Origin of the sequence: Rummeliibacillus sp. TYF-LIM-RU47, assembly GCF_008638315.1 — a bacterium.
Taxonomy (GTDB): Bacteria; Bacillota; Bacilli; order Bacillales_A; family Planococcaceae; genus Rummeliibacillus; species Rummeliibacillus stabekisii.
Genome location: NZ_VVIR01000001.1, coordinates 2,220,003 through 2,231,473 on the forward strand (window position 1 = coordinate 2,220,003; position 11,471 = coordinate 2,231,473).

At 41.9% G+C, this 11,471-nt stretch carries 8 protein-coding genes and 17 tRNA genes; 1 reads left to right on the plus strand and 24 read right to left on the minus strand.

From position 1 onward, the window contains the following. Window positions 1-84 precede the first annotated feature (84 nt). Window positions 85-2,007 (plus strand): FUSC family protein, encoded by a 1,923-nt coding sequence (locus F0527_RS11145; RefSeq protein WP_150284856.1) that lies wholly within the window; start codon window positions 85-87, stop codon window positions 2,005-2,007. Window positions 2,008-2,038: 31 nt separating this feature from the next. Here the strand turns inward: F0527_RS11145 and F0527_RS11150 are convergent, their stop codons facing one another. The 24 genes from F0527_RS11150 to F0527_RS11265 all read right to left on the minus strand — a co-directional run bounded on the left by F0527_RS11150 (window position 2,039) and on the right by F0527_RS11265 (window position 11,392). Further along, the gene (locus tag F0527_RS11150) at window positions 2,039-2,605 is read right to left on the minus strand and encodes a manganese efflux pump MntP (protein WP_150284857.1); all 567 of its coding nucleotides are present in this window, start codon (window positions 2,603-2,605) and stop codon (window positions 2,039-2,041) included. 114 nt (window positions 2,606-2,719) lie between these two features. Then, window positions 2,720-4,156, minus strand: a complete 1,437-nt coding sequence (locus F0527_RS11155; RefSeq protein ID WP_150284858.1) for an o-succinylbenzoate--CoA ligase — start codon at window positions 4,154-4,156, stop codon at window positions 2,720-2,722. A 98-nt stretch (window positions 4,157-4,254) separates the two neighbouring features. Further along, on the minus strand, window positions 4,255-5,073 hold the full coding sequence (menB, locus tag F0527_RS11160; protein WP_147196102.1) for a 1,4-dihydroxy-2-naphthoyl-CoA synthase: 819 nt from the start codon (window positions 5,071-5,073) through the stop codon (window positions 4,255-4,257). Between the two features lie 12 nt (window positions 5,074-5,085). Continuing rightward, window positions 5,086-5,910 (minus strand): 2-succinyl-6-hydroxy-2,4-cyclohexadiene-1-carboxylate synthase, encoded by an 825-nt coding sequence (gene menH, locus F0527_RS11165; RefSeq protein WP_150284859.1) that lies wholly within the window; start codon window positions 5,908-5,910, stop codon window positions 5,086-5,088. Continuing rightward, complete coding sequence (gene menD / locus F0527_RS11170) at window positions 5,898-7,625, minus strand: 2-succinyl-5-enolpyruvyl-6-hydroxy-3-cyclohexene-1-carboxylic-acid synthase (RefSeq protein WP_150284860.1); 1,728 nt, start codon at window positions 7,623-7,625, stop codon at window positions 5,898-5,900. The genes menH and menD overlap by 13 nt, the downstream gene beginning before the upstream one ends. Then, window positions 7,615-9,000, minus strand: coding sequence for an isochorismate synthase (locus F0527_RS11175; protein ID WP_150284861.1), 1,386 nt, complete (start codon window positions 8,998-9,000; stop codon window positions 7,615-7,617). The genes menD and F0527_RS11175 overlap by 11 nt, the downstream gene beginning before the upstream one ends. Window positions 9,001-9,155: 155 nt before the next feature. Beyond that, window positions 9,156-9,677 carry a TraR/DksA C4-type zinc finger protein gene (locus tag F0527_RS11180; protein WP_066789142.1) on the minus strand — a complete coding sequence of 174 codons (522 nt, stop codon included), beginning with the start codon at window positions 9,675-9,677 and terminating at the stop codon, window positions 9,156-9,158. A 170-nt stretch (window positions 9,678-9,847) separates the two neighbouring features. Further along, window positions 9,848-9,919 (minus strand) — tRNA-Glu (locus tag F0527_RS11185). A 7-nt stretch (window positions 9,920-9,926) separates the two neighbouring features. Next, window positions 9,927-10,017, minus strand: a tRNA-Ser gene (locus tag F0527_RS11190). Window positions 10,018-10,020: 3 nt separating this feature from the next. After that, a tRNA-Asn gene (locus tag F0527_RS11195) sits at window positions 10,021-10,097 on the minus strand. Window positions 10,098-10,105: 8 nt separating this feature from the next. Further along, window positions 10,106-10,182 (minus strand) — tRNA-Ile (locus F0527_RS11200). Between the two features lie 4 nt (window positions 10,183-10,186). Further along, window positions 10,187-10,260 (minus strand) — tRNA-Gly (locus tag F0527_RS11205). A gap of 4 nt (window positions 10,261-10,264) precedes the next feature. Next, a tRNA-Phe gene (locus F0527_RS11210) sits at window positions 10,265-10,340 on the minus strand. Between the two features lie 18 nt (window positions 10,341-10,358). Then, window positions 10,359-10,435: transfer RNA gene (locus tag F0527_RS11215), tRNA-Asp, on the minus strand. A 3-nt stretch (window positions 10,436-10,438) separates the two neighbouring features. After that, a tRNA-Met gene (locus F0527_RS11220) sits at window positions 10,439-10,515 on the minus strand. A 27-nt stretch (window positions 10,516-10,542) separates the two neighbouring features. After that, a tRNA-Ser gene (locus tag F0527_RS11225) sits at window positions 10,543-10,635 on the minus strand. Between the two features lie 10 nt (window positions 10,636-10,645). Beyond that, window positions 10,646-10,722: transfer RNA gene (locus F0527_RS11230), tRNA-Ile, on the minus strand. A gap of 7 nt (window positions 10,723-10,729) precedes the next feature. Then, a tRNA-Met gene (locus F0527_RS11235) sits at window positions 10,730-10,803 on the minus strand. 21 nt (window positions 10,804-10,824) lie between these two features. Next, window positions 10,825-10,900, minus strand: a tRNA-Ala gene (locus tag F0527_RS11240). A gap of 16 nt (window positions 10,901-10,916) precedes the next feature. Then, window positions 10,917-10,993 (minus strand) — tRNA-Pro (locus F0527_RS11245). A 4-nt stretch (window positions 10,994-10,997) separates the two neighbouring features. After that, window positions 10,998-11,074, minus strand: a tRNA-Arg gene (locus F0527_RS11250). 28 nt (window positions 11,075-11,102) lie between these two features. Then, window positions 11,103-11,191: transfer RNA gene (locus tag F0527_RS11255), tRNA-Leu, on the minus strand. A 5-nt stretch (window positions 11,192-11,196) separates the two neighbouring features. Next, window positions 11,197-11,271, minus strand: a tRNA-Gly gene (locus F0527_RS11260). A 36-nt stretch (window positions 11,272-11,307) separates the two neighbouring features. Then, window positions 11,308-11,392: transfer RNA gene (locus F0527_RS11265), tRNA-Leu, on the minus strand. Between the last annotated feature and the right edge of the window lie 79 nt (window positions 11,393-11,471).

Below are 11,471 nucleotides of genomic sequence, written 5' to 3' on the forward strand. Positions count from 1 at the left end.
CTTAACTAATTTAAATTTGATATACTAAAGTAAGTGATAACTTTTTTATTACGAATTCAACAACATAGAGGTGTAATGTAATATATGTTTCGATCTCATTTAATCCAATGGGTAAAAGGAGCATTTGCCATAAACAAGACACCATTTCCACTGTCTCGGGCGCTATGTGCCGGCATTTGCTCTGCAACTCCAACTTTAATAGGCATTTTATTTAACCATTTTTCATACGGACTAATGGCCTCGATTGGCGGCTTTGCTTACTTGTATGTATGGAATGAACCCTATCTTCAACGAGCGAAGAAAATTTTCCTTGTTGCAGCCAGCTTTTCTGTACTTATGATGTTAGGTGTATTGACGTCCTCTTCGACTATATTATTTTCTTTATTAATAGGCCTTGTAGGAGCATTAGTGACTTTCATATTTGGTGCACTTAAAATACCTGGCCCTGCATCCATATTCTTCGTGATGATATTTTCAATGTCTTCTGCAACACACCCTGATCCCCATCTTGCATGGCTATACGGTGGCCTGGTAATGTTAGGCGGCATTTTTTCCTGGATAGTCGCTATGATTGGCTGGTTCTGGCATCCATATGGCCCAGAAACCAAAGCAGTCCATGCAGTTTATACCGAAATTGCAAGATTAATCGACAAAGTGGGCACAGATCAATTCGATTTAGCTTGTGAAAAAACGGTTCAGATCTTAAATAATGCAGATACCGTTTTATTAGCCGGCTATTCTCCTTGGCACAGCTCTCTTAGTTACAAGCGACTTTATCTGCTAAACAATCAAGCCAACCTCATTTTCTCAGATATTCTGGAACTTGTTGCAGATGGCTATACAAAACTCCCTAAAGAAGTCGGGCAGTCTGTCAAAGCTCTTGCTGACTTGATTGATAATCCCTCCTCTGGTGTAAAAACAATTTTACAACCTAAAGAAACGACTCAAAAAATCAGCGCTTTATTGTCAAAAATATATGATGCTGATGCTATTTTGAATAAGACTTTAAAAAATATAAATGCTGAATTAAACATATCTAAACCTTCTGCATTTAAATCGCTGAGCCATGCTTTGGACAAGGATTCCATTGTCTTTACCAATTCGATAAAATACGGCTTTGTCTTAATCATTGCTGCATTAATTGCATTCTCATTTGACTTTCAACGTTCATATTGGATTCCTGCTTCCTGTGCAGCTGTTATGATGGGCTCTACCATTATAAGTACTTTTCACCGGGCCATCCAACGATCACTTGGTACAATCTTAGGTGTATTGATTGCATCTGTTATTCTCTACAATCAGCCAACAGGTATCTTAGTGGCATTGTGCAGTCTTGTCTTTAGCTTTTTTACAGAATTATTTATCGTGAAAAACTATGCGTTTGCGGTTATATTTTTAACGCCCAACTCCATTTTAATTGCAGAGAATACAACACAGATCAATAATCTTTCTTTCTTTGCAACTACACGCGTGACAGACATTATTATAGGAGCAATTATTGGGTTAATAGGTGTGCTCCTAATCGGCAGACGAACTGCTTCAAGCAGGCTGCCCAATATTATCGCCAAAACGATTCGTAGTCAATCAGAGCTACTGTTTAATTTATTTTCAGCTCAAACACAATACTCAGCAACAGACCGTACCAATAAAATGAGTAAGATGCAAATAAATATGACAAATCTTCGTACAGTCTACACGACAGCGTTAGGAGAATTACCTAGCAATAAGACTTTAGATTTCTTATGGCCAACTATCGCTTCGTTGGAGCAGCTCAGCTTCCATCTAAGCTCGCTGAACCAGACATCCCAATCGGTCGTGTTAGAGGAAGAAAACTTATCAAAATTGCTCTATCTATTTGAATCCATGGCTAAAAACATGGAGCAACAGCAAATCACAGCGAAAAACAATGTACCTTTAATTAAAGGCTACGGCAAAATAAAAAAAGAAATTTTAAACCTTCAAGATGCACTCAATCTTTACCAAACTAGAGTCACAAATCAAACATAAAAAGCCTTCCGGATTGGAAGGCTTTTTGCCATTATATAAACAATTCAAAAATACCGATAAAAATAAGTAGTACCCCTGAAAGGATAGTAGCCTTTCTTCCAATGACCGTCTTCGATATACGCAAGCCAAATTCTCCGCCAATCGAAAAAGCCACAACAGAAAAAAAGCCGATGGATAAAACTGTCCAAATTGCCGAAATTCCATTTGCCCCTATCGCAATCCCCGTAGCCAAACAATTGATAGATAGTATAAGCCCAAGCAATGCAGCCTCTTTGAATGATATTATATTATTTTGATCTTTATCTATTTTATCCAGGTTGAAATCTTTTTTGGTTTTCATTAAATCATCGACAATCATATAAATACCTATCCCTGCCAATAAGAAGCTCCCAATCATATCTGCAAGATGAGGCGATAAATAATGGGCTATGGCACTCCCAATCTTGACGGAAATAAACGTAACGGCCATAGATATGAAGGCAATAGTCACATTAGAAAGCAAGGGAATTCTCGTTTTTTTTATGCCATATGCCAGTCCTATCCCTAAATTATCTAAATTAGCCGCAATGCCAATCAATATAATCGTTATCCAGTGCATCTCATTCTCCTTCGCATAGATAGGTATTGCCTATTTTATGCTTTAAGACATAAAGGAATTGGGCTGAGAAAAAGCTATAAAACACTTCCTTATAAAGAAAGTGTTTTATTCACATCATATAAGCTTTGGCAATTCTCTTCGCAAGAGCTTGTTCGCCCCATTACGAGGTAAGTCCTTGACAATAAATATCCGTTTCGGCACTTTATAGCCCGCTAAATGTTCTTTACAGTAGATTAACAAATCTTCTTCGTCTATATTCCCTTTGGTAACGACAAAGCCATAAGGCACTTGACCCCATTTTTCATCCTCAACACCGCAGACACCCGCTTCTCTAACAGCAGGATGCGAGATTAATGCATTTTCAATTTCAGCTGGGTATATATTTTCGCCGCCTGAAATAATCAAATCCGCACGACGATCAACAACAAATAGGTAGCCTTCATCATCCAAGTAGCCAATATCGCCGCTATGTAGCCAGCCTTCTTGTAAGGCAGATTTTTCTTTAAATCGACCAATATAACCTGGTGTGACATGAGGTCCGCGAATCAGTATTTCACCTTCCTCGAATGGCTTAGATACACCTTCAATCGAAATTTGGTTAAAGAACAGTGGTTTCCCAGCTGACCCAATTTTCCGCATAGCATCTTCACTGGAAAGAGTAGTGGTTTGTGAAGCTGTTTCTGTCATCCCATACGTTTGGGCAATCTCGATTCCAAGCTCCGCTGCTCGCTCCAAATAATCAATCGGTACTGGTCCTCCGCCCGCAAGCATCGTTTGAAAGCGTTCAGAAGCCTTCTGCCCACGTTTTTCTAATTCTTCGATAATCCTTGCAAGAGTTACTGAGACAACAGACATACGTGTCACAGAGCCTTCTACTAATTGATCAGCCACCTTCTTAGCATCAAATTTTGTATAAAGCACAAGTTCCACACCGTGTAATATGCATTTACAAAACATCGAAAATCCGCTGATATGGAATAGCGGAACTGTACATAGCCACGCTTCCTCTTTTAATAGCCCCGTATTATAAAGCGATGACGTAGCGCTGGAAAGATGATTTCCTACCGTCTGACGCACACCTTTCGGAAAGCCTGTTGTACCTGAGGTATACATAATAGTCATCGTATCAGACTCATTCCATTCACTAGAAGGACTAAACCCCTTCCCTTCAGAAGCAAAAATATCTGTGAAAGCGTAGATTCTTATATCACTAGAAGGCAGCTTATCAACCAAACTATCCTCCGCTAATATAGCCGAGACTCTTGCATCCTCTATCTGATAAGCCAGCTCCGTTTTGCTTAAGCGTAAGTTTAACATGACCATTTCACATTGTAAGTGCATGCATCCGCCTATCATGAAGATTAATTCAGCTGTGGAAGAAGCATAGAGGGCAATTCGGTCTCCACGCATGATGCCAAGGGACACTAATTGTTTTGCAATGAGGAGAGATTGTTCATTTAACTCTTGATATGTCCATGATTTGTCTTGAAAACGCAATGCTATACGATTTGGCGTCAAGCTTGCGCGTTGGATGATCCAATTTGGAACCATGATTTCATTCACCTTCTCCGTTCTATTATTTTTATTTTACCACAGAAAAAAAGAGCCAACGTATACGTTGACTCCTTAGAAAATGAGTACTCTTCGGTTTATGGGAAACGTGGGAATTGACCAAAGTCCGGCTTGCGTTTTTCTTTGAACGCATCACGGCCTTCTTTCGCTTCGTCCGTTGTGTAATAAAGTAATGTTGCATCTCCACCGAATTGTTGTAATCCTGCTAAACCATCTGTATCAGCATTGAATGATGCTTTTAGGAAACGTAGTGCAGTTGGAGATTTTTCAAGCATCTCTTCGCACCATTGTACAGTTTCATCTTCTAAGCGTTCATATGGTACGACTGTATTGACTAGCCCCATATCCAACGCTTCTTGTGCATTGTATTGGCGGCAAAGGTACCAAATTTCGCGTGCTTTTTTATGGCCAATGATACGTGCCAAATAGCCAGCACCATAACCAGCATCGAATGAACCTACTTTTGGACCAGTTTGTCCAAAGATAGCATTGTCAGCAGCGATTGTTAGATCACATACGATATGTAGTACATGTCCACCACCGATAGCAAATCCTGCAACCATAGCAACAACCGGTTTTGGAATCTTACGGATTAATGTTTGAAGATCAAGCACATTTAAACGTGGAATGTTGTCATCGCCAACATAGCCGCCATTGCCGCGTACTTTTTGGTCTCCACCTGAGCAGAATGCTTTTTCGCCTTCGCCAGTCAAAATAATTGCGCCGATTTTAGCGTCGTCGCGCGCACGTGTAAATGCATCAATCATTTCCGTTACTGTTTTCGGACGGAAGGCATTGCGCACTTCTGGACGATTGATTGTTATTTTTGCGATGCCATTATAAGATTCATATTTGATATCTTCATAGACATGTTCTGTTACCCATTCACGAGTCATTAATGAGTCCTCCTATTCGTCTTCTAAATGTTCCTTTATTATTGTAGCAAAGATTTGAGGATTTTCCACATGTATTGCATGGCCAACAGCTGGCACGATATAATGCTCACAAATTGGAAACTCATCTTTCATCTCTATTGCTTTTTGAATAAATTTTCGATCGAGTTCTCCAGTCAGCATGACAACAGGTTTTTTAAAATGTTTAAGCTCATGCCAATAGGACGACTGCTTCCCCGTCCCCATTCCTCTCAAGCTATTGGCAAGTCCAACAGGTGATTGGTTCAGCCTTTCATCTCTTACTTGCTGTTTAATATCAGCTGGCAAATGTTTTTGTGATTCAAATAAAGGAATGTTCTCCCAATAATTCACAAATGCTTCTACGCCATCTTTCTCAATACGCTCTGCCAACTGCCGATCATTTTTTATCCGGGTTCTGCGTTCATCTTCGGTCTTTAAACCTGGAGAGGCACTTTCTAAAACTAGCTTTTTCACTTTATCAGGATACCTAATGGCAAAAGCTAGTGCCACTCTGCCTCCCATGGAGTACCCAACCAATGTACACGTATAGATTCGGCGGGCTTCGAAGAATTCACGCAGCAACTCCACTTGTTCATCCATCGAGTAGGCCTCTACGCTATAAGGAGAATCCGTTAAACCATGGCCGATTAAATCAATTGAAATCATACGATACTTTTTAGATATCCATTGTTCAGTGGATTCCCAAGTCTTTGTGCTTCCTGTAAAGCCATGGAGAAAAACAATGGTCGTTTTTGCTTCCGGATTAACCACTTGATAATGGATATTCTGGCCACGAATACTTGTCATTACACTTGCCATTTCTTGTCTAACTCCTTGCCAATTGCATCCCAAAGATTACGATGTGCTTCTAAATTCTGCACACGATTGGTGAACACTTCAATGATTCGCAACGCTTTAGCCTTCGGCCGTTGCACTACTTTCTTAAGTTCTTCCTTTGTATGGACAGGTTCGTACTCTGCATCATACATTTTTGCCAAATCAGCAAATTGAAGTCCTGAAGGTGTGCCAAATAGTTCCTCATAATGTTGTTCAACTGTCGATTGCGACAGATAAGAGAAGATGCCCCCACCATCATTATTCATAATGACAATCGTTATATCACATGCTTGATATCGTGTAGCAATTAATCCATTGCTATCATGTAGAAACGCTAAATCGCCTATCAACAAATACGTATCCCGCTTTGTTGCCAATTGCGTACCTATTGCCGTGGATACAACCCCATCAATGCCATTTGCTCCTCGGTTAGCGTAAATATGAATATCACGCGAGGTTTTCGAAAAGAAAGTATCGACATCTCGTATTGGCATGCTGCTACTTGCAAATAAGTTACTTTCATCTGGCAATGACTGGAATAAAACAGCTGCCATTGCCCCTTCATCGGACTCTTCTAGCTTGTATGTTTCAACTTTAGCTTCTGCAGCTTCATTTGATTGTGTCCACAGATTTACATAAGCTGAATCTATATTTGCTGGATTGATGATAAGATCATTTAGCCAATGATCGATAGATGCCTGAATATGCATGGTTGAGAGAGAAAGCGAATCACGAAACATCGGATCTTCATCTACTACCAAATAGGTACTTGGCTCACAATACGTTAAAAATTGCATCAATGGTTTAGAAACAGGCTGAGCGCCGAAGCGGATCACTGTATCTGCTGCTGCCATCTGTTTAAATGCTTCATTCTTCAGCAATGCATCGTATTGATCAATAATATAAGCTTCGCAGTCTTCTGGCACATTCGCTCGCAATTGGGATAGACTATCAGCGAGAACAGGCCATTTTAGCCGGCGAACCAATTGCCATATATAGGTGACATCTGTGCGTCCTGGTAACTCCCCAACGATAATAAACCCTTTTTTCGCTTGTTCAATGACTGTTTCTAACAGATTCATTGCGTGCTCTGTTGGCTTCAATTGAGAGGATATGCTCTCTGTAAAGGAGACTGCTGGCAACTGTTCCGGAAAATCAATCAATAATGGCTCTCTAAACGGCACATTGACATGAACTGGTCCATATGGATGCGTGCTTGCAATAGCCACCGCACGAGCGATATGGCGCTCAATAAACGGCAATATCTGTTGTGAGTCATCTGGTATTGGAAAATCAACTGTCCATTTTACTTGATCTCCATAAAGATGGGTTTGCGCAATCGCTTGGGGTGCTCCTACTTCACGTAACTCATGCGGACGATCTGCTGTTAATACAATTAAAGGTACACGTGCTATTTTAGCTTCTACGATCGCTGGGAAATAGTTTGCTGCTGCCGTACCTGATGTACACACAAGGACAACAGGTTTCGTACTAGCCTTGGCAAGTCCCAATGCGAGAAAAGCAGCTGACCGCTCATCCACTTGTCGATAGAGCGTAAATTCTTTTCTGTGGGCAAATGCATAAGCAAGTGGTGTAGAACGAGAGCCAGGGCTCACTACAACATCTTTTATGCCGGTAGCATGCAATGCACTCACAAGTTTATATACATAGTTATTTAAAATCTCTTTATTCGTCATCTAATTGCCCCCCTAAAGCGCGAACCATTGGGCGGAATTTTACAAGTGTCTCTTCATACTCACTTTGTGGCGTTGAATCAGCTACAATGCCTCCACCCGCATATAAAAAGGCTTTACTCGAATTTAATAATGCTGATCGTATTGCAACTGCAAATTCACCATTATTTCGGTCATCCAGCCAACCAATTGGTGCTGCATATAATCCTCTGTTCATCGGTTCATATTGGCGTATCACTTCCATAGCGCGCATTCGCGGCACACCGCCTAAAGCAGGAGTCGGATGCAAGGTTTTCGCCAATTGCAAAATCGTAGCTCCATTCTTTAAATGTCCCTCAACAGGTGTAAACAAGTGTTGGATATCCCGGATTTTTAATAGCTCAGGCTGGCTAGGGATTGTATAAGAAGAACAATTATCCTTAAATGTCTTGCCGATCATATCCACTACATATTGATGCTCTGAACGGTTCTTCGTATCATTGTATAATTCAAGCCCTAAACGTTCATCTTCATCGCTTGTTCTCCCACGTTTAATAGAACCCGCTATGCATGATGAATACGCGTAAGCATCTTGCACTTTTACTAAACGTTCAGGAGAGGCGCCAAAAAAGAAACTGTTTTTATATTCTAAGCCAAACAGATAGCTATTTTGTTGTTCATTCATTAGTTGTGCAAGAACATTTGCTGAAGCAACTGGCTCTTGAAATTTCAAAACATGTGAACGCGCAATGACTACCTTGTCCGCTTCTTTCTTCTGAATAAGATTTGTTACTTGTTCAATCGATGTAAGGTAAGCTGCTTTATTGGGCTCTGTACTTTCAACCACTATTGGTTTATCGTATTCCACTTTCTCCAATGTGTAGCTTGCACGGAGAAGTTCATCTCTTTTTTTGCAAAGCTTCTGAAACAGTCCGGTATCTTCCCGTTCTGCTATATAGTTTGTGCTAATATAGCTGCGTCCGTTACGGATAATTAACTGGTAGGTAGCAGCTGCGAAAAAGGCTTCTGGCACATCATCCCACTCGCCTGTCTGTGTGTTGGCAGGATCAAATGTAAAACCTCCGAATAATACGGGCCTTACATTCTCCTCATTTGTGAGTACATGCTGCGTGAGCTTCTTCCATTGCTGGTCGACCTCTTCAAAACGTCCCTCATTTAATCCGCTTTCGACTATATGTGCATGGCCTAGGCCAACTAACGTAAAAGTTTGATCAGGATTTTGCCAGAAAAAACGTTGTCCAGTAAATTCTTCTTCACCTGCATGAAAAAAGGCTAATGGAGACAAAGTGCTAACTTCGATTGTTTCTGAGAAAAACTGCAGTGTTGTTTTTTCTGTATCCTTTTGGTCGCCGATTGTTGACGACAACTGATGATTCATGAAAATTACCTCCGTCAGTAGATCATTTATCTACTAAGTACATACTTCTATATATTCTATCATACAACTTTCATTAATTTTCGGCACTTATTTGCTTTTTTAATGACTAATCATGGAATTTGGACAAAACAAAAAGACTGCGTAAATGCAGTCTTTTATAAATCTGTATCATAAGTTCCATCAGATTCGCTTCCTTTATCAGATGGTGAATCCGATGAACCATATTCTTCGACAACCAGAAAGCTATCTTCACCGTCAACACGGTAATCCTTCAAATTACTTGGATGTGAAGTATTCCCTGTGAGAACTCCTTCTTCAACTGAACGTTCCGTTGTATCTAGTGTATCCTCTGCATGCTCTATGCAAGTCAAAGTTCTAGGCATTGCTTCTAAGCGTTCGTAAGGAATTTCTTTACCACACACTACACAGGTACCATACGTACCATTCTCCATGGCCCGAAGCGCTTCTTTAATTTCTTCTTTTTGAAAGTCATGGAATTTATCCATTGCTAGCTCTGTTGCTTGGTCTGTCAGATCTGTCGCCTGATCAGCAGGATGGTTATCATAGTTAGAGAGCTCCGTTGATTCAAAAACCCTGTCATTATCAGGTCTTTCTTCAATACGTTTCAGCTCATCCAATAATTCATTCTTTAAATGTTGTAATTGTTGTTCGTTCATATACTTAGCCTCCCATTCTTTCTTATTTATTCCCCAAAAACAACTTTTCAAAGCCATTTTTCAATTTTTAAGAAAAGAAAAAAGATGAGATGGAAATTCTAGAAATATTGAACGGATTAACATAAAAATAAAAAAGTCTTTAGAACATAAACTGTTCTAAAGACTTAGTATGACCCCTACGGGATTCGAACCCGTGTTACCGCCGTGAAAGGGCGGTGTCTTAACCGCTTGACCAAGGGGCCAATTCTATGGCGGAGAAGGAGGGATTTGAACCCTCGCGCCGGTTGCCCGACCTACACCCTTAGCAGGGGCGCCTCTTCAGCCACTTGAGTACTTCCCCATATGGCTCCGAAGGCAGGACTCGAACCTGCGACCCTCTGATTAACAGTCAGATGCTGCTACCAACTGAGCTACTTCGGAATAATAAATGGTGGGCCTAAATGGACTCGAACCATCGACCTCACGCTTATCAGGCGTGCGCTCTAACCAGCTGAGCTATAGGCCCATTTTGGAGCGGGTGAGGAGAATCGAACTCCCGACAACAGCTTGGAAGGCTGTGGTTTTACCACTAAACTACACCCGCATCATGGTGGGTCGGGACAGAATCGAACTGCCGACACTTAGAGCTTCAATCTAATGCTCTACCAACTGAGCTACCGACCCATAATGCTTTTTAAAAAATGGCGGTCCGGACGGGACTCGAACCCGCGACCTCCTGCGTGACAGGCAGGCATTCTAACCAGCTGAACTACCGGACCATTTGGTTGCGGGGGCAGGATTTGAACCTGCGACCTTCGGGTTATGAGCCCGACGAGCTACCGAACTGCTCCACCCCGCGATAATGTTATATATTAATTTATGATAATGGAGGAGGAAGAGGGATTCGAACCCCCGCGCGGTTTGACCCGCCTGTCGGTTTTCAAGACCGATCCCTTCAGCCAGACTTGGGTATTCCTCCGATATTTAAATGGTGGACCTTGCAGGACTCGAACCTGCGACCGGACGGTTATGAGCCGTCTGCTCTAACCAACTGAGCTAAAGGTCCTTTAATATGGCGGCCGAGGGGATCGAACCCCCGACCTTACGGGTATGAACCGTACGCTCTAGCCAGCTGAGCTAGGCCGCCATGATATTATATTTTAAAATTTGGTGGAGCCTAGCGGGATCGAACCGCTGACCTCCTGCGTGCAAGGCAGGCGCTCTCCCAGCTGAGCTAAGGCCCCAAATTAATTTTTTTAATGGTCGGGAAGACAGGATTCGAACCTGCGACCCCTTGGTCCCAAACCAAGTGCTCTACCAAGCTGAGCTACTTCCCGGAAATGGTGCGCCCAGCAGAAGTCGAATCCACAACCTTCTGATCCGTAGTCAGACGCTCTATCCAGTTGAGCTATGGGCGCATATGTAAATTTTTCTAATTTATAAAAATGGTGCCGAGGACCGGAATCGAACCGGTACGGTAGTCACCTACCGCAGGATTTTAAGTCCTGTGCGTCTGCCAGTTCCGCCACCCCGGCATATTTGGAGCGGAAGACGGGGTTCGAACCCGCGACCCCCACCTTGGCAAGGTGATGTTCTACCACTGAACTACTTCCGCATATGCTGTGTTAATCTGGCAATATTTAATTTAAAATGGTGCGGGTGAAGGGAGTCGAACCCCCACGCCTTGCGGCGCTAGATCCTAAGTCTAGTGCGTCTGCCAATTCCGCCACACCCGCGTGATTAAAATGGTGAGTCATGTAGGATTCGAACCTACGACCCTCTGATTAAAAGTCAGATGCTCTACCAACTGAGCTA

Excerpts from the sequence above, each read along its gene's own strand:
- F0527_RS11150 (WP_150284857.1), bottom strand. The coding sequence starts at position 2,605 with ATGCACTGGATAACGATTATATTGATTGGCATTGCGGCTAATTTAGAT.
- F0527_RS11180 (WP_066789142.1), bottom strand. The coding sequence starts at position 9,677 with ATGAACGAACAACAATTACAACATTTAAAGAATGAATTATTGGATGAG.
- F0527_RS11175 (WP_150284861.1), bottom strand. The coding sequence starts at position 9,000 with ATGAATCATCAGTTGTCGTCAACAATCGGCGACCAAAAGGATACAGAA.
- F0527_RS11145 (WP_150284856.1), top strand. The coding sequence starts at position 85 with ATGTTTCGATCTCATTTAATCCAATGGGTAAAAGGAGCATTTGCCATA.
- menH (WP_150284859.1), bottom strand. The coding sequence starts at position 5,910 with ATGGCAAGTGTAATGACAAGTATTCGTGGCCAGAATATCCATTATCAA.
- F0527_RS11155 (WP_150284858.1), bottom strand. The coding sequence starts at position 4,156 with ATGGTTCCAAATTGGATCATCCAACGCGCAAGCTTGACGCCAAATCGT.
- menB (WP_147196102.1), bottom strand. The coding sequence starts at position 5,073 with ATGACTCGTGAATGGGTAACAGAACATGTCTATGAAGATATCAAATAT.
- menD (WP_150284860.1), bottom strand. The coding sequence starts at position 7,625 with ATGACGAATAAAGAGATTTTAAATAACTATGTATATAAACTTGTGAGT.